The following is a 20628-nucleotide window of genomic DNA, read 5'->3' as shown; positions in this document are numbered from 1 at the left end:
GCTCACCAATTCAGACGAACTCCATCCTCAGCGTCAAAACCGCCTGAATAAGCCGATGTTCCGGTAAAATAGCGGGCTAATCTAATCACATCTCACCTCTTCGGTAAAATATCATGAGTCTCAAATGCGGCATCGTCGGCCTGCCTAACGTCGGCAAATCTACTCTTTTTAATGCACTGACCAAAGCAGGCATCCCGGCAGAAAACTATCCTTTCTGTACGATCGAACCCAATGTCGGCATGGTAGAGGTACCCGATCCGCGTCTGGCGCAATTGGCCGCCATCGTTAAACCAGAACGTATCCAAAACGCGATTGTTGAGTTTGTCGATATCGCTGGGCTGGTTGCCGGTGCCTCGAAAGGCGAAGGCTTGGGCAATCAGTTCCTCGCCCACATCCGCGAAACCGATGCTATCGTCAACGTCGTACGCTGCTTTGTAGATGACAATGTGATCCACGTCGCAGGCAAGGTCAGCCCGCTCGATGATATCGAAGTCATTCAGACTGAACTGGCATTGGCCGATATGAGCTCGGTAGAAAAAGCCATCCACCGCGAAAACAAAAAAGCCCGCTCCGGCGACAAAGATGCCGCCAAACTGGTCGCCATATTAGAGCGCATCATGCCCGCACTGAACGACGCAAAACCAGTGCGCGCCCTGGGTCTGGACGCAGAAGAAATGCTGTTGATCAAGCCACTTTGCCTGATCACTGCCAAGCCAGCGATGTACGTCGCTAACGTATCCGATACCGGTTTTAAAGATAATCCCTTACTGGATCAACTGACTGCCTACGCCCAATCACAAAATGCGCCTATCGTCGCCATTTGTGCATCGATCGAAGCAGAAATTGCCGATCTGGATGACGCCGATAAAACCGATTTCTTAAACGACATGGGCATGGAAGAGCCGGGACTAGATCGCCTAATCCGCGCCGCATTCAAACTGCTTGGCCTGCAAACTTATTTCACCGCCGGTGTCAAAGAAGTCCGCGCCTGGACCATTCATGTCGGTGATACCGCACCACAGGCAGCAGGCGTGATCCACACCGATTTCGAACGCGGCTTCATCCGTGCACAAACCATAGCGTTTGATGACTTCATCAACTTTAAAGGTGAAGCTGGTGCAAAAGACGCAGGTAAGATGCGCGCTGAAGGTAAGGAATATGTGGTTAAGGATGGTGATGTGCTGAACTTCTTGTTTAACGTCTAAGTACTAATTTAATGATTCTCGTCCTCAGTGGTGAGAGCTCTAAAAAAGCGTTGCTTGTACAAACAAGTGACGCTTTTTTATTCATGTTATTCGCCTTACGTTAGCGCTTTATTAGCGCTTTGCGAGCCCAACACTACTTAAGCAGATGGATGCGCCCGCCCGGCCAGATGCGACACCAATACGTTGCTCTTCTCCAACACACCGCCTGTATTAATTAACTTGATCCATTCTGCGGTGCTAGCCACTGCGCCGAAGTTAGATTGGAATACGACATTAAAAGTGCGATGGATTTCTTCTGCGCTGGCGTATCCTGCGCTATTTTCGTAGGGTAAAGCGCCGGTCGCGTCGGACAAAATTTCGACTTGATAAGCATCATGTGCCGCTTGATAAATGGTGCTGGCGTTGCAGTTATGCGTCATGTAGCCAACGATTGTCAGGGTATCAATGTGATTTTTTTCCAGCCATTGTTTGGCATCCGTGCCGACAAAAATACTGGCCATGGACTTTTCGATCAAATGATCATAAGGGCGACTTTTGACCGTTGCATGTAACTCCCAATTGGCAGAGTCGCGCGCAAAGATGGGGGAGTTTTCGGGCGCGGAATGTTGTACTACCAAAATCGGGATACCTGCCGCCTTGGCTGCGTCCATCGCAAGAGCAATATGATGCAGGGACACTTGCGGATCTGGATATTCGATCCGCATGTTGCCCGTAAAATATTCGTTCTGTACATCGATCACTATCAATGCGCGCTTCGGTGTGGTCGGAATGGATATGGGCGTAGTCATGATAAAGCTCTCCAGATAAAGTGATATGGCAAACAGCGATTGCGTTTGTGCTGTTATTTTCAGACATATCGTCCAGATTAAGAAGTGACCCGATTGCCAATATTCGATACAATCAGGCCATGCTTATTGAAACTCCAATTCAATCTCAGACTCAATTCCTGTCTAACGCCGTGAAGAACACTGTCACGGTGGCTGTACTGGCATTTGATGGTATTAGTCCGTTTCATTTATCGGTTCCTTGCCTGGTGTTCGGTGAGCAGCATGGCGAATTTAAATTACCTGCGTTCAAGCTGAAAGTGTGTGTCTTCGCAGCGAAGGCTGGCAAACATGTGGTGACGACAAGTGCTGGTTTTTCGATCAACACGAGTCATGGTTTATCTGCCTTAGCACGGGCGGATATGATAGTGATCCCGTCATGGCATACCGATTTGCGACCTGCACCGGCTGCACTGCTGAGTGCTTTGCGTAAAGCGCATCGGGCTGGTGTGCGGATTATTGGTTTATGTCTGGGTGCGTTTGTGGTGGCGGAAGCGGGCTTGCTTGATCAGAGGATGGCAACAACTCATTGGGCAGTTGCGAAAGAATTTTTACAGCGTTTTCCACAAGTACACCTCGATTCCAATGTCTTGTATGTTGACCATGGGGATGTGATTACTTCGGCGGGTACGGCGGCGGGGATTGATTGCTGCTTGCATGTGCTGCGCTCTCAGTATGGTGCGGAGATTGCAGCGCATGTCGCCCGGCGTCTGGTGGTGGCGCCACATCGCCAAGGCGGACAAGCACAATATATTGAGCAACCTGTGCCTAGCCTAGCCAGCGATGACCGTTTATCTAAAGTGCTGGAATGGATGCTGCAGCATCTTGCGGAGCCGCAACATCTGGATCAGCTGGCAGAAAAAGCCTTGATGAGCCGACGCAGTTTTACGCGCCACTTCCAGCAGTTAACTGGTACCACCGTCGGTAAATGGCTGCTCAATCAGCGACTGGCACAGGCGCAACGTCAGCTAGAATCGAGTAAGCGCTCGATTGATGACATCGCGGTGGATACCGGCTTTGGCTCGGCGCTATTATTGCGACGCTATTTTGCGAGGGAATTTAATCTCTCGCCCTCGGCTTACCGGCAAGCGTTTCAAGGTAAGTAGCGGGGTATGTGGCTGCTTATGTGGCTGTCCATGTAGCAGGCATTGCGATTGAATTTGTCCGTTCCTTTATCACGATCAAAACCTATTAGCAATAATACCCCCCTATAGTATTATTAATCGTCCAATCATTACTTGGACAAAGCGGCATATTTCATAAAAATGAGGGGGAGTATATTAAATATTCCTGTAAAACCTGATTATTCCGACGATGTATCTCCTTATAAATTTTGACTTGTGAGTATTAACCACCATGCCTACGATTACTGAACTGACGCTGTACCCGATTAAATCTTGCGCTGGTATCCGCTTACGGTCGGCGGCGGTCAGCGAGTCTGGCTTGTCACAGCAGATCGGCGCAAGCCTGATTCGTGATCGTGAGTGGATGGTGGTTGATCCGACGGGGCTATTTTTAAGCCAGCGCAGCCATCCTCGCATGGCATTGATACGCCCAACGATAGAGGGCGATCATTTAATACTGCTTGCGCCTGATATGCCAGCATTGCCAATGGCGCTTAGCCTGGCTGAGCTGGCACCAGCGGTATCTTTGCAAGTACAAATCTGGGACGATCTGATCGCTGCGTTTGACTGTGGCGACAACGCCGCGGCTTGGTTGAGTCAGTTCTTGGGCACCGCTTGTCGTTTGGTACGCTTTGATCCTGCTGGTCGACGATTAGCCAGCCAAAAATGGACCGGCGATCAGGAGGTCGGCACGCTGTTTTCAGACGGATTCCCGCTGTTGCTGACGTCTACTGCATCGCTCGATGATCTAAACCAAAAGTTACTCTTGCAAGGTCGTGAGTCGATTCCTATGGATCGCTTCCGCCCCAACATCGTGCTTGCTGAGATAGCCGCGTTTGAAGAGGACTATGCGAGTAGTTTGGACCTCATCAATCATGAGCGCCAAATCCAGCTCAAGCCGGTCAAGCCTTGCACTCGCTGCACAATCCCCGCCGTAGATCAAGCCACCGGAGAACCCGGACCTGATCCGGTAGATATTTTGCAAACCTATCGCGCCAATCCTCTGCTGGATGGCGGGATCACATTCGGGATGAACGTAATTGTGACAAAAGGTTGCGGTCAAACACTATATGTTGGTGATGCGTTAGATATTCAGATAGCATTCTAATTACCGAAAATATTGACCCAAGCTGCGCGCAAACGAAAGGCATTATGGAGAAAGTTGTCGTGTCATCTACCGGACAATCCGATGTGATTGCCGATGTGCTTACCCAACTGCGTACAGAGAATTTTGCCTTGCGTACTCAATTAGAAAACCTGTTAGAACAAGCGCATCGTAACCAAAATATTATGTCGCGGCATCAGAGCTTCGATTTAAAGCTGATCGGTGCCAGTAGTTTTCGTGAGTTGATCGAAAATATTTTTAGTGCACTAGCCAAGATGTCAGAACTGGATATTGTCACGCTAGGCTTGCTGGACTATCAAAAAAATCTGCAGCAGATCATGCTGGATCTGAAGATCACTTCTGAAGAATTTCCCTCCTTATTTTTTGTGCAAAACGAGCTAGATTTGCGCATCCATGGCGAGCAATTGTTCAAACCGGTCTTAGGAATTTATGACCCCGTGAAACACGGCAAGATGTTTTCAACCTGTACGCGCAAACCCAAAAGCGTTGCGGTGGTGCCCTTAATACGACAACAAAAATTATTAGGTTATCTGAATTTAGGTAGCTTTGAAGACGCACGGTTTAGCCCAACCATGGCGACCGATTTTATCGAGCATCTGGCCTCCATCATTGCCATCTGTCTTGAGAACGTGATCAATAACGAACGGCTGACACATATAGGCTTAACCGATCCGCTCACCAATGTCAGCAACCGCCGCTATGTAGAACAGCGCATGCTGGAAGAAATCGGGCGCGCCCGTCGTCAGCAATACAGCATTGTCTGCATGTATCTGGATATCGATTTCTTTAAAAAAATTAATGACCGTTACGGCCACCAGGGGGGCGATGATGTCTTGATCGAAGTCAGTAATCGTATCAAGGCAGAACTGCGTCTGAGCGATACCATGGGGCGTTTTGGCGGGGAGGAATTTGTCGCTCTGCTAGTCAATGCCAGCGCGCAAGACGGCTTGATTGTGGCAGAACGGATACGCAAAAGTATTGCAGGCAAAACGTTTGCACTGACCGGTGCCATCGGTACTTGTCAGGCGACGATTTCTATCGGCGTGTCAACGTTGGCTGTCGCCAATAATGAAGGCAAGATTGAGAATGTTGCGCGTGATTTATTACAGGCAGCAGATCAGGCTTTATTCAGAGCGAAGAATCAAGGTCGTAACCGGGTCTGCCGGGCAGATTGATGTTGGGCGCGCGGTAAATGATTGCGAAGTGCTTACCAGTTGCAAAGTGTTAGGTTAAGGCAGTCACTGGCTTGATTAATTCGCGCCAGATAAACTTATGCAGGCTTAAGTCCTGCTTGCAGGCGTTCGTACTTGGCTTGCAATTGCTCAGGCGTTTCGCGCCAATCGGGATTAAACGGAATGCAGCTTACCGGACACACTTGCTGGCATTGTGGCTCGTTGTAATGCCCTACACATTCTGTACATTTATTCGGATCGATTTCATAAATCTCCGGCCCCATATAAATTGCATCATTGGGGCATTCAGGTTCACATACATCACAATTGATGCAATCGTCCGTAATCAGTAAGGCCATACTTTTACTATCTCCTGCTGCAAAGACTTGCAGCATCTTGCGATTACACTGAAGTTTTTTTGGCTAACTCGGCTAATTCTGCCAGTTCAATTTGTGCCGCTTTTTCCGCCTGCTCAAGTACTTTAGTTTGCAGCCATTTATCTACCGATGGGAATACAAATTTCGACACATCCCCGCCCAGCATAGCGATCTCGCGCACGATGGTGCCGGAGATAAACTGGTATTGGTCTGATGGCGTCAAAAACAGGGTTTCAACATCCGGCAACAAATAGCGATTCATACCGGCCATTTGAAATTCATATTCAAAATCAGACACAGCCCGCAAGCCACGCACAATCACCCGGGCGTCGTTCTTGCGGACAAAATCTTTGAGTAAGCCAGAAAAGCTTTCCACCCGGACATTTGGGTAATGCCCCAGCACTTCGTTGGCGATCAGCAGACGCTCATCCAGCGAGAAAAAAGGCTTTTTGTTTTTGCTGTCAGCAACGCCAACAACCAGCGTCTCAAACAAACCGGAGGCGCGACGCACCAGATCTTCGTGACCTCGCGTGAGCGGATCAAAGGTTCCTGGATATACGGCTGTGACCATCTTTACTCCCTGATTTTGTGTCTATGCACCAATTTGAGAAGGCATTATGCCTGAATTTCGGGCATGTCATGTGTCAAGATGTTGCGTTGCAGTATGTGGAAATACACACTCCCTGCCTGATCTGCACGAATCAGTTTCCAATCAATCAACCATTCTGGATACGCCGGATCGGCAGGATCTTCTGGCAAGGCCGCTTCTGCTTCGACATATAACAAGCCGCCAGCCGCCAACAACTTAGCGCACAGCGGCACGATCTTGGTTAAAAATCCTTGCGCAAAAGGCGGGTCGAGAAAAATCAAATCAAATTGTTGCTGGCGCGCTACCAGCGACTGCACCACCGTCAAGGCATCGCCACGAACTAAGGCAATTTGCTGCGCGCCCAGCTTTTGCTGGACTTGCTCTAGCTGCTTAAAAGCGGGCGTGTGGTATTCCACCATCGTGACCGCTACTGCACCGCGACTGGCGGCTTCAAAACCCAGCGCGCCGCTGCCAGCAAACAAATCAAGACAGCGCACGGTTGGCCATCTGCCGTCTAGCAAATGTCCCAGCCAATTGAAAATAGTTTCTCTGACACGATCAGGAGTCGGGCGCAAACCTTCGGCATCAATCACGGGTAACAAAGTCCGCTTCCACTGGCCGCCAATAATACGTACCTGATGCGGAACGCGCTTGGGACCAGCGGGCGTGGTCGGTTTTTTAGGTTTAGCTTTCATGCACGAGAGTCAGGTTGCGCAGCTTTAAGCTGCTTGAAAAAGAAATCAATTTTATTCATGAATTACAAAACCTACACAAAAATGCTAAATATAAAAATACTAGGAAAATCAATATACTCCCCATTTTTTTATGAGAAATAGCTCTATTGTCCAGTAATTATATGGACAACTTAAATATACTAGCGATGAGTATTTATTCTACTAATGAAATGCAAGCCATATGACGCACCGCGAAGAGCGTTACGACACCAAAAAACTAAGCTTATTTAGCGCTAAGGCTTAACTAAATAAGACAAGCTAAGCACAACTCGCACAAAATTGCCCAAGACCAGCTAATCGACAACAAATTAGCGCCGCACAACACAAGGCTCGTCAATCTGGCAATAGGGCTCTGTTAGAATGGCTGCATTCTAACCTGTTCGTCTTCTGCCCTATTAAAACCTCGATGTTTAGCTTTTTCAAGAAAAAACCCAAAGAAGAACCTGCTTCGCTGCCAACCACAGTAGCGCTACCCAGCGCGGAAGCAGCCTCATCAATCGCGTCATCAATCGCGTCATCAACTGTGCCAGAATCTTTGGCCAGCAGCGATCAAGCCACAGAAGCTGTCGCTGAAAAACGCTCCTGGATCAGCCGTTTAAAAGCAGGACTGTCGAAAACATCGTCCAACCTGACCACACTATTTGTTGGCGCAAAGATCGACGATGACTTATATGAAGAGTTAGAAACCGCACTACTGACCTCCGACGCCGGCGTAGAAGCAACGCAATTTTTGTTGGATGGTTTGAAGAAAAAGGTCAAGGAAGAAAAATTAACCGAGGCCGAGCAAGTCAGACTCGCCCTCAAGACCTTGCTTTTAGACTTGCTGACACCACTGCAAAAACCTTTAGAGCTAGGTCGTCATCAACCCTTGGTGATGATGATTAGCGGCGTCAACGGCGCGGGTAAAACGACTACGATCGGCAAACTGGCAAAACATCTGCAGAAAAATCAACAGTCCGTATTACTCGCAGCGGGTGACACCTTCCGTGCAGCGGCACGTGAGCAACTGACGATTTGGGGCGAACGCAACAACGTCACTGTGATTTCGCAAGAATCTGGCGACCCGGCGGCCGTCGCCTTCGATGCAGTCGCATCCGCCCGTGCCAAAGGGATAGACGTTGTGATGGTGGATACAGCAGGTCGTTTGCCGACCCAGTTGCACTTGATGGAAGAGCTGAAAAAAATCAAGCGCGTCATCGGCAAAGGCATGGATGGCGCACCGCAAGAAGTCTTATTGATCATTGACGGCAATACCGGGCAAAATGCCTTAACTCAGGTAAAAGCATTTGATGATGCACTCACACTGACAGGCTTAGTGATTACCAAGCTCGATGGTACCGCCAAAGGTGGCGTATTAGCAGCGATTGCCAAAACCCGTCCGGTACCGGTTTATTTCATCGGCGTGGGCGAACAGATTGAAGACTTGCAACCGTTTAATGCTCAGGAATTTGTGGATGCTCTGCTCAATTAATTTCACCAATTTGCATTGATTTGCATTGATTTATTTAGCCAGATCAAGGATGTTGCCGATGATAGAGTTTCAGCAAGTTTCTAAAGAATATTCACGCGACGCCGTCGCTTTGCGCAATATATCGCTCACCATCAAACCCGGTGAATTGATTTTTTTGGCTGGCCCTTCAGGCGCTGGCAAATCAACTTTATTAAAAATGATTGCGGGTATTGAGCGCCCTAGCAGCGGCACCGTTAGCGTGAATGGACAAGACATTGGCAAGTTAAAGTCAGGCAGCATTCCTTATCTACGCCGCAAACTGGGTCTGATTTTGCAGGACAAAGGCTTGCTGTTAGACCGTAGCGTGCTGGCAAATGTCATGTTGCCGCTGATCGTCGTCAGCGCTTCTGCCAGCGAGGCAGAAACCCGTGCCCGCACTGCGCTAGAAAAAGTAGGCTTGGCGGATAAAGCGGATGCTATGCCCCTGGCCTTGTCAGGCGGCGAGCAACAACGGGTTGCTATCGCCCGTGCGATTGTCAATCGCCCGCAAATCATTCTGGCAGATGAACCTACCGCTTTTCTGGACAGAGAGAATGCAAACAAAGTCATCAACGCGCTCAAAGCCTTCCAGAGTGCCGGCGTGACTTGTATTATCTCTAGCCATGATGAACAGTTTTTAGATCAGGCCAGCCGCGTGATTTATTTAAATCATGGGCAACTGTGCGACTCCTGGCAATCATCCTATATGGCGGCATAAATTGATCCAATCTCAAGAAACACCTCAAGTCTGAAGCAACAGGAAAAAATTATATGACCGTCTGGTTTCGTCAGCATTTGTTTGGCTTAAAAAGTGCGTTGGCTCATCTACGCGCCAGCCCTGGCAATTTCTTATTTAACGTTCTAGTGGTCGCGATTGCCTTGGCGTTGCCGATTGCCGGATTAACGCTGATCGAAAATATTCGCCCGATTTCAACCCAGCTCTCGATTGAGCCAGAGATCAGTGTATTTTTGACACCAGACACACCACGCGCCGACGCGATAGCATTAGCTTTGCCAATCAAAAAACTACTGAAAGATGCCAATGTCAGTGCCAAACTCACTTTTGTGACCAAGGACAAAGCATTAGCGGCAATGGAAGAAACCTCCAGCCTGGCAGAGGTCTTATCGACTCTGGGCGGAAATCCTCTACCAGACGCCTATGTGTTATCACTATCCAACTCAGATGCCAACCGGGTAGAGTTTCTGACAGTGCAGTTAAAAAGTCTGCCAGGAGTTGATGTGGTTCAAGTTGATTCAGCTTGGGTAAAACGGCTGGCAGCTTTAGTGCAAGTTTTACAATTATCCTTACTATTTTTGGCGGTTACATTGAGCGTGGTGGTGATCGTGGTGATTTTTAACGCTACGCGTCTGCAAGTGATCTCCCATCAGGCTGAAATTGCAATAGCCCGTCTGCTTGGCGCGACCAATAGCTTTATTCACCGGCCCTATTACTACACAGGCGCGCTACTGGGATTGCTCGCTGGCTGCGCCGCATTGGCACTGATTGCGGTGTCTCTGCGTCCGCTGAATCAGGCAATTGCAGAATTCGCCAAACTCTATGCATCGGAATTCCACCTGGTGCCGCTAGGATTGTTGGCTAGCCTCGCCTTGTTAGCGACTAGTGTGGTGCTCGGGCTATTTGGTGCTTTTCTATCGGTACGCCGACAACTCGCACGCGCTAGCTAAACCTTAATTCAACAAGACTTAAGCAAAACTGCTGCAACTTTTCTAAGTTTCCCTGCTCTAAATTAATATAGCTATTTCGTACAAGCAATCAAAACTCAATAGCGATCAATTAGCTTAAGCATATAAATTTGGAGTATTAGCACTCAATCCAAGAGAGTGCTAATATAAGGGCTTGAAATGTCTGATTTAGCCCAAAAGTCACGCTAAATAGACGGCAATAAGGAGGAAGAATGAATCAATCATCGACATCTGTGATGCCAACTTCGGATAGCACAGCGCTTGCACTCGGTTTTACTGGCACGCTGGGCAATATCGACGCCTATATCTCGGCAGTCAACCGTCTGCCTATGCTGACGCATGAGCAAGAAATTGATCTCGCCAAACGTCTCACACAAAATAATGACCTGAGTGCTGCCCAGCAACTGGTTATGTCGCACTTGCGTCTGGTAGTGTCCATCGCTCGCGGCTACTTAGGTTATGGTTTACCACATGCAGACTTAATCCAGGAAGGCAATATCGGCTTGATGAAAGCCGTTAAACGCTTCGATCCAGATCAAGGTGTCCGTCTGGTGTCGTACGCGATGCATTGGATCAAGGCAGAAATGCATGAATACATCCTGAAAAACTGGCGCTTAGTCAAAGTAGCGACGACTAAAGCACAGCGCAAACTGTTTTTTAATCTGCGCAGCCATAAAGAGGGTTTGGATTCGATGTCGCCAAAACAGGTAGACGCTCTGGCAAAAATTCTGGACGTGAAGCGTGAAGAAGTCATCGAGATGGAAATGCGCCTGTCAGGTCGCGACATTGCTTTAGATGCGCCAACCGATGACGAAGATGATAAATTTGCGCCTATCGCCTACCTGAAAACAGAATCTGAAGAGCCGACTCGTGTACTAGAGTCACGTCAGCGGGATCGTCTGCAAAGCGAAGGCTTGGAAACAGCATTATCCAAACTAGATGCACGTTCACGCCATATCGTTGAATCTCGTTGGTTAAAAAACGATGACGGCTCAGGCGCAACTTTGCATGAATTGGCTAGCGAATACGGCGTATCAGCAGAACGTATTCGCCAGATTGAAAGTGCAGCATTGAAGAAAATGAAAGGCGCTTTAGCGAGCTTTGCTTAACTAGCTAACGGCACAGAAGGCATAGAAAAAAAGGCGCTCAGTTCTGAACTGAGCGCCTTTTTTATTAACAGGACTTACGCAGCTAGGGCAGTTTTGCGTAAGTCCTATTGAAGTAATATTTTCAAATCATGAACAATAGCATCGGTGCTTTGCCCGTTACGTACAAATAAACGAATCCGTCCCTCAGGGTCAAACACATACGTACCAGCAGTGTGATCCATGGTGTAAGAACTTGGCGTCGAACCTGGTGCTTTTTGATAGAACACTTTAAATTCTTTTGCTACTTTGGCAGTCGCAGCAGCATCGCCATACAAACCTAAAAACCGGGAATCAAAGTTAGGAACATAAGCGGCAAGCAAGGCTTGCGTGTCACGTTCAGGGTCGATAGTAACAAACAAGACCTGAACCTTATCGGACGAACTTCCAAGCTGCTTCATGACCGTAGCCATCTCTGCCATTGTCGTAGGACAAACATCGGGGCACTGGGTATAACCAAAAAATATTGCTACTGCTTTACCTTTAAAGTCGGCCAAGGTGCGGGCTTTGCCATTGTGATCTGTTAGCGCAAAATCTTTGGCGTAGTCTAATCCCGTCAGATCAGTGTTCATAAATTGGGGTGCTGGTTTATCGCAAGCAGACAAACACAACACCAATATAATTCCGATTAAACGCAGCATAGTAGTCATAATTTTATGTAGTGATCGACCAATAAGGCTGCAAATAGCAGCGATAAATATACAATCGAAAAGGTAAAAGTTTTACGTGCTAAGGCATCGTCATAGTGACGATAAATACGCCATGCGTACCATAAGAAAATGGCACCCAAAATCACTGCGCTGGCAAGATAGATAAGACCACTCATATGCACCGCGTAAGGCAACATCGTGGTAGCGAATAAAGCAATCGTATAAAGCCAGATATGGAAACGAGTAAATTCTAAACCATGCGTAATCGGCAACATCGGCAAACCTGATTTGGCGTAATCATCGCGACGGTACATCGCCAAAGCCCAGAAATGTGGTGGCGTCCAGACAAAGATAATCAATACCAGCAGCCATGCCTGCATAGGAACATCGTTAGCAATCGCGGCCCAGCCTAGCGCCGGCGGCATCGCACCGGATAATCCGCCAATCACGATGTTTTGTGGCGTGGCTGGCTTCAGAATAATCGTATAAATCACGGCATAACCGACAAAGGTGATGAAGGTGAGCCACATCGTCAGCGGATTTACCAGCGCGTACAAAACCCACATACCAAGACCGCCAATCACGCCAGAAAAAATCAAAATCTGCATCGGCCCGATTTCACCCTGTGCCGATGCGCGGCGAGCGGTACGCGCCATGCGAGAATCTATCTCACGTTCAACCAGACAATTAATGGCGAATGCAGCACCAGCCAACAACCAGATACCGATCGTAGCAGCGACCACCAAGCGCCAGTCAGGCAGATCAGGCGTCGCCAAAAACATACCAATCACCGCACAAAAAACGGCCAATTGCGTCACACGAGGCTTGGTCAAAGCCCAGTACTGGGCGTATCGGTTAGAGGGAATACTAAGTGACGTCATATTGAACTAAAGAGAGGGGACATACACGATGTCAGGCCGATTTCAGGCACATATAACTTAGACGTTTTTCAAATGCCTGGCGCGGTAGTTTAACATGGTCAGCAATAGCAACAGCAGCGCAGCTCCACCGTTATGCAAAACCGCAATAAAAAGCGGCCAGGAAAAGTAGACTGTAGATACACCACTCAAAAATTGTATGGTAATCACCAGCAATATCTTTTTGCCCAAGGACGACAAGCCCTTGGTTTTACTGGCTTTATATCCAACCCAAGCAACGACCGCAATGACCAGCAGAGCAAAATTCCTATGCACCCAATGTACAGCAACCAGTGCCTGAAACGGTAAATAATCACCTGCCATGGTTTGACCTAATTTGCGCCACAGAGAGAATCCGTGGTTAAAATCCATATCAGGTATTATCTGTCCATTACACGAAGGGTAATCTTGACAGGCTAGTGCAGCGTAGTTAGTACTAACCCATCCTCCCAAAGCAATTTGCATCACAACGAAAATCAATGCAACAGTTGCTGGCAATATGATTGGGCTCATACTTGCATTAATCACGCTGGCATTGCTCTCCCTCGATACAGCTTGCAAGGCATGACTTTGTTGTGCATGCAAGTATGCCAGCATAGCGAGCAAGCCCATTGCCAACAACAAATGTGTGGTCACGATAATGGGCTGCAATTTAAGTGTCACCGTCCAGGCGCCAAACGCACCTTGCACGCAAACCAGCAGTAATAAAACCGTAGGCAAAAAGACCGAGTTTTTTGTACTTTTACGATGCCACCAGGCGATAATCATCTGAGCCAAAATCAGGACACCCACACTCATCGCAAGGTAGCGATGAATCATCTCGATCCAGGCTTTAGTGACCGTTACAGGGCCATGCGGCATTGCCGTTTGGGCAGCCTGAATTGCACTATGCGACTGAAATGGGTTAGCCTCGCCATAACAACCCGGCCAATCAGGACAACCCAAGCCAGAATCAGTGAGTCTGGTAAACGCCCCAAACATAATCAGATCAAAAGTCAGAAATAAAGTAACAGCAATTAACTTGCGATATTTATTTTGATCGGCTGACACCCAAACCAGACTTAATGGCAAAACCGCTATGAGTAAGCCAGTGATGAGTAATTGTATCCACATAATCTGATCTAACCGATGGCAGAAGCGCGCAATAATTTACTGATGTCTTTTTTTATCTTATTGGGATCAGCATCTTTAGGAAAGCGCATCATCAGATTACCCAGAGGGTCAATCATATAAATATGATCGCTAATTTGTGTATTTGCATCGACAGGCAGCCATTTTTTTAACTTGTCTGCAGATACTTTCAGCATGTGCGTTCCATCATATTCGCGGATCAACACAGTATCAATCGGTTGATCATCCGTAATCAACCAAACTCTTTCCATCCTATCCATTTCTTTGCCTTGCGCCAGACGCAGCTGACGCATGTCGTACATCTTTTTTTGGCATGCAGTAGCACAAGAGCCACTATCAATTTGCAGCATTAACCACTTACCTTTGTAAGCACTCAATTCCTTTGATTCACCGCCCAGCAAGACGCTATCCAACTTTGGAATAGGATAAAGACGAGGATCGAGAATTGCGCCGTAATTAGTCCGACCTTCTGGTTTGATCACAAAATAAAACAAATACGACAGTAGCATTGGTGCAGCACAAACAGCTAAGACCAAAAAAAGTTTCCAGCGACCTGCATGTTGATTATTTATTTTTTCCACGACGATATCCTGTTACTACAAAAAAAATTACTGCCATTAAGGACAGTGCGTACCATTGAAATTCATATGCTCTATGCTTATCCGAACCAGACGATGGTAAAGGCCAATCACGTTGCAAACCGTCATCTGATAATGAAGTTTGTTCTACGACAAACTCCTGTACTTTCCATCCAGTTTTTTTAGCTAAATCTCCAGGGTTCAGGTTTTGAATAATAGCACCCGGCTTCAAACCGCCCATCTGTCCTAGCTGCATGACATGTCCAAAATTTTCCAGCAAAACGCCCTCAATGGTGATCGGCTGATTTGGGGTGATTAATGGCTTCATACGGGTACGTTCATTTGCATCACGAGGTTGCCATCCTCTCCCTATAAGAACATATTTGTCTGTGCCCTGTATTTTAAATGGCATCACGACATAGAATCCTGCGACACCGTGTAGAGGACGATTATCCAAATAAACTGGCCACTCCGCTTCAAACTGACCCGTTAAGCTGACACGTCTATAGCTTGATTCTGGAAGTCTTGGTTCAAATGTACCAAGCACCAACGGAGGCATCTGCCCACGTTGTTCTAGGGCCTGTGCTATCAATTCTTTTTCCAACGCTCTTCTGCTTTGCCATTGCCCCAAGCTCACTCCAAGTATAACCAGAGCGATTGTGACAACCAAGGGAATCAAGCGAAATCTAAACTTGTTCATCTTTCAAATAGCGCATTAAAATTAAGCATTACAATGAGGGTTTGGTTAATTGGCAGGACAATATGAAAATTCTAGTCGCAATCGCTTTTTTCCTGATTATCTTTAGCATGGGTTCAGCATTAGTTTTTTTGATGAAAGATAAGGGAAAAAGTAACCGTACGGTAAAAGCTCTGGCATTCAGAGTTGGATTTTCGATCAGCTTGTTTTTATTGATATTACTCGCTAATCATTTTGGACTGATACAACCTACAGGCATCCGCTAGCCTTATGGATTGAGACTCATCAACAGATGAGACATTAACAAAAAGCCGCACATTGTGCGGCTTTTTGTTAATGTGAAATAAGGACTACAACCAGTAAACTACAACATACAAGCCGAGCCAGACTACGTCGACAAAATGCCAGTACCATGCAGCGCCTTCAAAAGCGAAATGCTGCTCAGGCGTGAAATGACCTTTCAACACGCGGTACAAAACTACCGATAACATAATCGCACCCATCGTTACATGGAAGCCATGAAATCCAGTTAGCAAGAAGAAAGTCGAACCGTAGATACCTGAAGTCAGTTTCAAATTCAGATCATGGTAAGCCTCGATATATTCGTAAGCCTGGCATCCCATAAAAACTGCGCCCAACAAAATCGTAGCAAACAACCAGATCGCAGTTTGCGTTCTGTGTCCTGCACGCAGAGCATGGTGCGAGAGAGTCAGTGTTACACCCGACGTCAAGAGCAAAGCTGTATTAATAGTTGGAATAGGAAACGGCGTCATTGTTTTAAACGCTTCAATGGTTCCTGCCGGACCTGTGTTACCCCAGTGTGCTGCAAAATCTGGCCATAAGACTTTATGATCGAGATCTGCTAACCAAGGCATAGAGATGCTACGAGCATAGAATAGTGCACCAAAGAATGCGCCGAAAAACATCACCTCGGAAAAAATAAACCAGCTCATGCTCCAACGGAAAGAAACATCGATACGAGCGCTGTATTTCCCGCCTTCCGACTCAGCAATTGCATCACCGAACCAGTTGTACAGAACAACCAACGTAAGAAAAATACCTGCAAAATTTAAATACGCACCCCATGTCACACCATTAACCCATGCTGAAGCGCCCAACATGGTCAACAATAAAGACGTGCCGCCAAGAACTGGCCATTTGGACGGACCCGGCACAAAGTAATATGGTGCGTTAGCGTGTTGAGAACTCATTTCCATCTCCCGATACAATTTTTAGACTTAATTTCTTACTTTATTTTGCTACGACACTTTTAACTATTAACACCAGTATCGTTATGAAGATAATCGCTCCGAGTATGCCAGCGAGTATTACGTGAACAGGATTTAGTTGCGCTGCATCCTGTTCATAATCAGATTTTTTGCGTATTCCTAGAAATGACCAGAATACTGCCTTCATCGTTACAAAAAATGAAGCTTTACGCTTACTTGCCTGCTTTAGCTCACCCATAATCAGCCTTGATTAACCCTTAGGTACTGCATCGACTGCTGCAGTTTTTGGTTTGCCACCAACCTCAAAAAATGTGTACGACAAGGTTATTGTCTTCACTTCTTTAGGCAATTCAGGGTCGATATAAAACACTACAGGCATTTGTCTTGCCTCGTTTGCCTCTAATGTTTGCTGCTTAAAACAAAAGCATTCCATTTTTTTAAAGTAGGCAGCCGCTTGTTGTGGCGCATAACTGGGAATTGCCTGTGCGTCCATCTTGTATGACTGCTTATTTACGACTTCATACAGGACTTGCGTCATTTCACCCGGATGCACTTTCATGCTAGACACGGTAGGACGAAAACGCCACGGCCCCTGGGTATTTGCATCAAACTCAACAATCACTTCACGCGAACGATCTATCTGCGAATTAGAAATTTCCTTTACAGAAATATCTTTCGGAGTGAGGATATTTACGCCAGTCAATTCACAAATTTGTTTGTAAATAGGTACTAACGCGTAACCAAAGCCAAACATCAATGCCGCGATCACCAATAACTTACCCAGCATATTGGCGTTCAGTTGCTTGCGACCAAACTTGTCTGGCTTTATCTCATCCGACATTAGCTAGCCTTAGCGGAAAAACGATTGTTTAACGATAACACCAACAAAAAATACTAAGGCAACAGTGAACAGAATCAACCCTGTTCTAGTGTTATTGGCCTTCTTGTTATTACTCATTATTTTTAAGAGCGCGATGAACACGCTCTACTCCAATTTATTTTACGGTTGGTGGTTCTTCAAACGTGTGGAAAGGAGCTGGACTTGGAACTGTCCATTCCAGACCTTCTGCGCCATCCCAAGGTTTTGCCAACGCTGGCTTACCACCTTTGATGGAAGGTATAACGACCGCAAACAGGAAATAAACTTGCATCAAACCAAATCCAAACGCACCAACTGTGGCAACTTGGTTGAAATCAGTAAATTGAGCAGGATAGTCTGCGTAACGGCGCGGCATACCTGCCAGCCCTAAGAAATGCATAGGGAAGAAGGTGACGTTAAACCAAATCAGCGAACCCCAGAAATGGATCTTGCCACGTAATTCGTTGTACATAAAACCAGTCCATTTCGGACTCCAGTAGTAGTATCCAGCAAATAAGGCAAACAGAGAGCCAGCAACTAATACGTAGTGGAAATGAGCGACCACATAATAGGTGTCTTGTAACTGGATATCAATTGGCGTTACGGCCAGAATCAAACCAGTAAAACCACCCATAGTAAATACAAAGATAAATCCGATTGCGAACAGCATTGGCGTCTCAAAAGTCATAGAGCCTCTCCACATTGTCGCAATCCAGTTAAATACCTTCACGCCTGTAGGAACCGAGATCAGCATCGTGGCATACATGAAGAACAGCTGCGCTGTTACTGGCATACCTGTTGTGAACATGTGATGCGCCCAAACGATGAAAGACAAAATCGCGATGGACGATGTTGCATAGACCATGGAGGCATAACCAAACAAAGGCTTACGGGCAAAGGCGGGAACAATTTGCGAGACGATACCAAACGCAGGCAGAATCATGATGTACACCTCTGGATGTCCGAAGAACCAGAAAATGTGTTGGTACATCACAGGATCACCGCCACCGGCAGCGTTAAAGAACGACGTACCGAAATGACGATCAGTCAGTGTCATCGTAATCGCACCAGCCAGTACAGGCATTACAGCGATCAGCAAATAAGCTGTAATCAACCAGGTCCAGCAAAACATCGGCATCTTCATCAAAGTCATGCCAGGAGCGCGCATGTTCAGAATTGTCGTGATGATGTTAATCGAACCCATAATCGAAGAAGCACCCATGATATGAATAGCGAAAATCGCCATATCCATACCAGGTCCCATTTGCGTGGACAGCGGTGCATATAATGTCCAGCCGGCAGCAGTTGCACCACCTGGAACCCAAAACGAGCCTAGTAGTAACAATGCAGCAGGAGGCATCAACCAGAATGAGAAATTATTCATACGGGCAAACGCCATATCAGACGCGCCGATTTGCAGCGGAATCATCCAGTTAGCGAAGCCAACGAAAGCCGGCATAATCGCACCGAACACCATGATCAGACCATGCATAGTCGTCAGTTGGTTAAAAAATTCCGGCTGAACTAATTGCAGACCAGGCTGAAATAATTCGCTACGGATAATCAGTGCTAAGACACCGCCAGACAACAACATCGTGAATGCGAACCACAGATACAAATTACCGATATCTTTATGATTGGTCGCAAATAAGTAACGACGCCAGCCATGTGGATGGTCATGAGCGTGATCGTCATGTGCGTGGTCGTGAGCGTGCGCGACTGTAGTAGAGCTCATCAGTTTCTCCTGTTCTTACTATGCTATTACTTACGAGCAGCGAGCACTTCTGCTGGCTGAACGATATTTTCGGCGGCTTTATTCGACCAGCTATTACGCGTGTAAGTAATTACAGCAGCAATTTCTGTATCTGACAAAACTGATTTCCATGCAGGCATTTTGTTATTTTTACCGTTGAGCAAAATATCAATTTGTCCGGCGCGAGGGCCATTCACAACGGCAGAACCATCCAAGGCGGGAAATGCGCCTGGTACGCCTTTACCATTAGCCTGGTGGCAAGCTACGCAATTGGCAGCATAAATCTTTTCACCACGCGCTTTGGACTCATCCACTGTCCAGACTTTGCTTGGGTCGTCTGCTTTTGCAGCCATTTCTTTTTTCTTACCATCCACCCAGACTTTATAGTCTGCATCAGAGACGACTTTGACGACGATAGGCATGAACGCGTGTTCTTTACCGCACAGTTCTACGCACTGACCGCGGTAAGTACCGGTCTTTTCTGCTTTAAACCAGGTATCACGAACATAACCAGGAATCGCATCTTGTTTTACGCCAAATGCAGGGATAGTCCAGGAATGAATGACGTCGTTCGCAGTCGTAATCAGGCGAACTTTTTTATTGACCGGCACGACCACTTCGTTATCGACTTCTAACAAGTAGTTGTCACCACGTGCTTCAGAGGGAGCGACGCCAGGAGAACCGACCTGGGATCTTGGAGTTGCCAGCGTGGACAAGAAAGAAATCCCTTCGCCGTCGCCTTTGAGATAGTCGTAACCCCACTTCCATTGCATGCCAGTTGCTTTGATCGTGATATCTGCGTTGGACGTATCTTTCATTGCTACTACTGTTCTAGTCGCTGGCAAAGCCATAGCGATCACAATAACGAATGGAACGATAGTCCAGAGAATTTCGACGGTGGTACTTTCGTGGAAAGTCGCCGCTTTATGACCTGCTGATTTACGATGTTTAAAAATCGAGTAAAACATCACGCCGAAAACAGCCACAAAAATAACCAGGCAAATCACGAGCATCAAATTATGCAGTGAATAAATTTGTGATGCTATCTGCGTCACTGGTGTCTGCAAGTTCAACTGCATCACTGCAGGACCGCCCTGACTATCCACCACTGCCCATGATGGCATACCTGCCGCCAGGAGCGAGGCACCAAGCATTAACGACGGTAATCGCTTCGCGTATTTCATGATTTCCCCAAAAAACCCATTAGAATGCTTTTAACAGAAGTGCCTAATTTGCAACACGCGCTTACTGAATCCCTATTGAACTCTTACTACATCTTCAAGTTATATCTTAGTGTTCTAACTCAACAATGATCGTCAATGCAT

The 20628-nt window shown here is 47.0% G+C and carries 24 protein-coding genes; 9 read left to right on the top strand and 15 right to left on the bottom strand.

Annotated features, from left to right (window positions below):
• The first annotated feature begins 113 nt into the window (after positions 1 to 113).
• Positions 114 to 1205: a redox-regulated ATPase YchF gene (gene ychF, locus QN395_RS16170; RefSeq protein ID WP_322121013.1), complete on the top strand. Its 1092-nt coding sequence runs from the start codon at positions 114 to 116 to the stop codon at positions 1203 to 1205.
• Between the two features lie 137 nt (positions 1206 to 1342).
• Here ychF and QN395_RS16165 read toward each other — a convergent pair whose 3' ends face one another.
• Positions 1343 to 1993 carry an isochorismatase family protein gene (locus tag QN395_RS16165; RefSeq protein ID WP_322121012.1) on the bottom strand — a complete coding sequence of 217 codons (651 nt, stop codon included), beginning with the start codon at positions 1991 to 1993 and terminating at the stop codon, positions 1343 to 1345.
• 119 nt (positions 1994 to 2112) lie between these two features.
• Here QN395_RS16165 and QN395_RS16160 point away from each other — a divergent pair, with 119 nt between their 5' ends.
• The 3 genes from QN395_RS16160 to QN395_RS16150 all read left to right on the top strand — a co-directional run bounded on the left by QN395_RS16160 (position 2113) and on the right by QN395_RS16150 (position 5454).
• Complete coding sequence (locus QN395_RS16160) at positions 2113 to 3135, top strand: GlxA family transcriptional regulator (RefSeq protein ID WP_323492356.1); 1023 nt, start codon at positions 2113 to 2115, stop codon at positions 3133 to 3135.
• Positions 3136 to 3385: 250 nt separating this feature from the next.
• The gene (locus QN395_RS16155; RefSeq protein WP_322121010.1) at positions 3386 to 4261 is read left to right on the top strand and encodes an MOSC domain-containing protein; all 876 of its coding nucleotides are present in this window, start codon (positions 3386 to 3388) and stop codon (positions 4259 to 4261) included.
• Positions 4262 to 4305: 44 nt separating this feature from the next.
• The gene (locus QN395_RS16150; protein WP_322121009.1) at positions 4306 to 5454 is read left to right on the top strand and encodes a DUF484 family protein; all 1149 of its coding nucleotides are present in this window, start codon (positions 4306 to 4308) and stop codon (positions 5452 to 5454) included.
• A gap of 95 nt (positions 5455 to 5549) precedes the next feature.
• Here QN395_RS16150 and QN395_RS16145 read toward each other — a convergent pair whose 3' ends face one another.
• Genes QN395_RS16145 through rsmD form a run of 3 tightly spaced genes read right to left on the bottom strand, consistent with a single transcriptional unit; the run spans position 5550 to position 7112 of the window.
• Positions 5550 to 5810: a YfhL family 4Fe-4S dicluster ferredoxin gene (locus tag QN395_RS16145; protein ID WP_322121008.1), complete on the bottom strand. Its 261-nt coding sequence runs from the start codon at positions 5808 to 5810 to the stop codon at positions 5550 to 5552.
• Positions 5811 to 5853: 43 nt separating this feature from the next.
• The gene (coaD, locus tag QN395_RS16140; RefSeq protein ID WP_322121007.1) at positions 5854 to 6399 is read right to left on the bottom strand and encodes a pantetheine-phosphate adenylyltransferase; all 546 of its coding nucleotides are present in this window, start codon (positions 6397 to 6399) and stop codon (positions 5854 to 5856) included.
• A 44-nt stretch (positions 6400 to 6443) separates the two neighbouring features.
• Complete coding sequence (gene rsmD / locus QN395_RS16135; RefSeq protein ID WP_322121006.1) at positions 6444 to 7112, bottom strand: 16S rRNA (guanine(966)-N(2))-methyltransferase RsmD; 669 nt, start codon at positions 7110 to 7112, stop codon at positions 6444 to 6446.
• Between the two features lie 445 nt (positions 7113 to 7557).
• Between rsmD and ftsY the strand changes: the two genes are divergently transcribed.
• The 4 genes from ftsY to rpoH all read left to right on the top strand — a co-directional run bounded on the left by ftsY (position 7558) and on the right by rpoH (position 11453).
• A complete protein-coding gene (gene ftsY / locus QN395_RS16130; RefSeq protein ID WP_322121005.1) occupies positions 7558 to 8622 on the top strand; it encodes a signal recognition particle-docking protein FtsY in 1065 nt (354 codons plus the stop codon).
• A gap of 58 nt (positions 8623 to 8680) precedes the next feature.
• Positions 8681 to 9358 (top strand): cell division ATP-binding protein FtsE, encoded by a 678-nt coding sequence (locus tag QN395_RS16125; protein WP_322121004.1) that lies wholly within the window; start codon positions 8681 to 8683, stop codon positions 9356 to 9358.
• A gap of 53 nt (positions 9359 to 9411) precedes the next feature.
• Positions 9412 to 10326, top strand: a complete 915-nt coding sequence (locus tag QN395_RS16120) for a cell division protein FtsX (protein ID WP_322121003.1) — start codon at positions 9412 to 9414, stop codon at positions 10324 to 10326.
• Positions 10327 to 10556: 230 nt separating this feature from the next.
• Positions 10557 to 11453, top strand: a complete 897-nt coding sequence (gene rpoH / locus QN395_RS16115; protein WP_322121002.1) for an RNA polymerase sigma factor RpoH — start codon at positions 10557 to 10559, stop codon at positions 11451 to 11453.
• Positions 11454 to 11557: 104 nt separating this feature from the next.
• On the opposite strand, the gene QN395_RS16110 is transcribed toward rpoH, so the two are convergent.
• The 5 genes from QN395_RS16110 to QN395_RS16090 are packed head-to-tail and all read right to left on the bottom strand — an operon-like array spanning position 11558 to position 15465.
• Positions 11558 to 12130: an SCO family protein gene (locus QN395_RS16110; protein WP_322121001.1), complete on the bottom strand. Its 573-nt coding sequence runs from the start codon at positions 12128 to 12130 to the stop codon at positions 11558 to 11560.
• A gap of 5 nt (positions 12131 to 12135) precedes the next feature.
• Positions 12136 to 13020: a heme o synthase gene (cyoE, locus tag QN395_RS16105; protein ID WP_322121000.1), complete on the bottom strand. Its 885-nt coding sequence runs from the start codon at positions 13018 to 13020 to the stop codon at positions 12136 to 12138.
• 57 nt (positions 13021 to 13077) lie between these two features.
• Positions 13078 to 14169, bottom strand: coding sequence for a COX15/CtaA family protein (locus tag QN395_RS16100; RefSeq protein WP_323492357.1), 1092 nt, complete (start codon positions 14167 to 14169; stop codon positions 13078 to 13080).
• A gap of 8 nt (positions 14170 to 14177) precedes the next feature.
• On the bottom strand, positions 14178 to 14696 hold the full coding sequence (locus QN395_RS16095) for a cytochrome C oxidase subunit I (RefSeq protein ID WP_322121676.1): 519 nt from the start codon (positions 14694 to 14696) through the stop codon (positions 14178 to 14180).
• A gap of 55 nt (positions 14697 to 14751) precedes the next feature.
• On the bottom strand, positions 14752 to 15465 hold the full coding sequence (locus tag QN395_RS16090) for an SURF1 family protein (protein ID WP_322120998.1): 714 nt from the start codon (positions 15463 to 15465) through the stop codon (positions 14752 to 14754).
• Positions 15466 to 15527: 62 nt separating this feature from the next.
• Between QN395_RS16090 and QN395_RS16085 the strand changes: the two genes are divergently transcribed.
• The gene (locus QN395_RS16085; RefSeq protein ID WP_322120997.1) at positions 15528 to 15728 is read left to right on the top strand and encodes a twin transmembrane helix small protein; all 201 of its coding nucleotides are present in this window, start codon (positions 15528 to 15530) and stop codon (positions 15726 to 15728) included.
• An 84-nt stretch (positions 15729 to 15812) separates the two neighbouring features.
• On the opposite strand, the gene QN395_RS16080 is transcribed toward QN395_RS16085, so the two are convergent.
• The 6 genes from QN395_RS16080 to coxB are packed head-to-tail and all read right to left on the bottom strand — an operon-like array spanning position 15813 to position 20487.
• Complete coding sequence (locus tag QN395_RS16080) at positions 15813 to 16673, bottom strand: cytochrome c oxidase subunit 3 (protein ID WP_322120996.1); 861 nt, start codon at positions 16671 to 16673, stop codon at positions 15813 to 15815.
• A 40-nt stretch (positions 16674 to 16713) separates the two neighbouring features.
• Entirely contained in the window at positions 16714 to 16929 is a 216-nt protein-coding gene (locus tag QN395_RS16075; protein WP_322120995.1) for a DUF2970 domain-containing protein, read from the bottom strand.
• 12 nt (positions 16930 to 16941) lie between these two features.
• Entirely contained in the window at positions 16942 to 17532 is a 591-nt protein-coding gene (locus QN395_RS16070; RefSeq protein ID WP_322120994.1) for a cytochrome c oxidase assembly protein, read from the bottom strand.
• 9 nt (positions 17533 to 17541) lie between these two features.
• Positions 17542 to 17649, bottom strand: coding sequence for a cytochrome oxidase small assembly protein (locus QN395_RS16065; RefSeq protein ID WP_322121675.1), 108 nt, complete (start codon positions 17647 to 17649; stop codon positions 17542 to 17544).
• Between the two features lie 37 nt (positions 17650 to 17686).
• Complete coding sequence (gene ctaD, locus QN395_RS16060; RefSeq protein WP_322120993.1) at positions 17687 to 19285, bottom strand: cytochrome c oxidase subunit I; 1599 nt, start codon at positions 19283 to 19285, stop codon at positions 17687 to 17689.
• Between the two features lie 26 nt (positions 19286 to 19311).
• Positions 19312 to 20487 carry a cytochrome c oxidase subunit II gene (coxB, locus tag QN395_RS16055; RefSeq protein ID WP_322120992.1) on the bottom strand — a complete coding sequence of 392 codons (1176 nt, stop codon included), beginning with the start codon at positions 20485 to 20487 and terminating at the stop codon, positions 19312 to 19314.
• Positions 20488 to 20628: the final 141 nt, after the last annotated feature.

It is taken from the genome of Undibacterium sp. RTI2.2, from assembly GCF_035018705.1.
GTDB lineage: Bacteria > Pseudomonadota > Gammaproteobacteria > Burkholderiales > Burkholderiaceae_D > Undibacterium.
The sequence above is the reverse complement of the archived record's forward strand: the minus strand, read 5'-3'. Positions and strand labels throughout refer to the sequence as shown.

Coding starts and splice junctions, on each gene's coding strand:
- ychF (WP_322121013.1), top strand. CDS start 114: ATGAGTCTCAAATGCGGCATCGTCGGCCTGCCTAACGTCGGCAAATCT.
- QN395_RS16165 (WP_322121012.1), bottom strand. CDS start 1,993: ATGACTACGCCCATATCCATTCCGACCACACCGAAGCGCGCATTGATA.
- QN395_RS16160 (WP_323492356.1), top strand. CDS start 2,113: ATGCTTATTGAAACTCCAATTCAATCTCAGACTCAATTCCTGTCTAAC.
- QN395_RS16155 (WP_322121010.1), top strand. CDS start 3,386: ATGCCTACGATTACTGAACTGACGCTGTACCCGATTAAATCTTGCGCT.
- QN395_RS16150 (WP_322121009.1), top strand. CDS start 4,306: ATGGAGAAAGTTGTCGTGTCATCTACCGGACAATCCGATGTGATTGCC.
- QN395_RS16145 (WP_322121008.1), bottom strand. CDS start 5,810: ATGGCCTTACTGATTACGGACGATTGCATCAATTGTGATGTATGTGAA.
- coaD (WP_322121007.1), bottom strand. CDS start 6,399: ATGGTCACAGCCGTATATCCAGGAACCTTTGATCCGCTCACGCGAGGT.
- rsmD (WP_322121006.1), bottom strand. CDS start 7,112: ATGAAAGCTAAACCTAAAAAACCGACCACGCCCGCTGGTCCCAAGCGC.
- ftsY (WP_322121005.1), top strand. CDS start 7,558: ATGTTTAGCTTTTTCAAGAAAAAACCCAAAGAAGAACCTGCTTCGCTG.
- QN395_RS16125 (WP_322121004.1), top strand. CDS start 8,681: ATGATAGAGTTTCAGCAAGTTTCTAAAGAATATTCACGCGACGCCGTC.
- QN395_RS16120 (WP_322121003.1), top strand. CDS start 9,412: ATGACCGTCTGGTTTCGTCAGCATTTGTTTGGCTTAAAAAGTGCGTTG.
- rpoH (WP_322121002.1), top strand. CDS start 10,557: ATGAATCAATCATCGACATCTGTGATGCCAACTTCGGATAGCACAGCG.
- QN395_RS16110 (WP_322121001.1), bottom strand. CDS start 12,130: ATGCTGCGTTTAATCGGAATTATATTGGTGTTGTGTTTGTCTGCTTGC.
- cyoE (WP_322121000.1), bottom strand. CDS start 13,020: ATGACGTCACTTAGTATTCCCTCTAACCGATACGCCCAGTACTGGGCT.
- QN395_RS16100 (WP_323492357.1), bottom strand. CDS start 14,169: ATGTGGATACAATTACTCATCACTGGCTTACTCATAGCGGTTTTGCCA.
- QN395_RS16095 (WP_322121676.1), bottom strand. CDS start 14,696: ATGCTACTGTCGTATTTGTTTTATTTTGTGATCAAACCAGAAGGTCGG.
- QN395_RS16090 (WP_322120998.1), bottom strand. CDS start 15,465: ATGAACAAGTTTAGATTTCGCTTGATTCCCTTGGTTGTCACAATCGCT.
- QN395_RS16085 (WP_322120997.1), top strand. CDS start 15,528: ATGAAAATTCTAGTCGCAATCGCTTTTTTCCTGATTATCTTTAGCATG.
- QN395_RS16080 (WP_322120996.1), bottom strand. CDS start 16,673: ATGAGTTCTCAACACGCTAACGCACCATATTACTTTGTGCCGGGTCCG.
- QN395_RS16075 (WP_322120995.1), bottom strand. CDS start 16,929: ATGGGTGAGCTAAAGCAGGCAAGTAAGCGTAAAGCTTCATTTTTTGTA.
- QN395_RS16070 (WP_322120994.1), bottom strand. CDS start 17,532: ATGTCGGATGAGATAAAGCCAGACAAGTTTGGTCGCAAGCAACTGAAC.
- QN395_RS16065 (WP_322121675.1), bottom strand. CDS start 17,649: ATGAGTAATAACAAGAAGGCCAATAACACTAGAACAGGGTTGATTCTG.
- ctaD (WP_322120993.1), bottom strand. CDS start 19,285: ATGAGCTCTACTACAGTCGCGCACGCTCACGACCACGCACATGACGAT.
- coxB (WP_322120992.1), bottom strand. CDS start 20,487: ATGAAATACGCGAAGCGATTACCGTCGTTAATGCTTGGTGCCTCGCTC.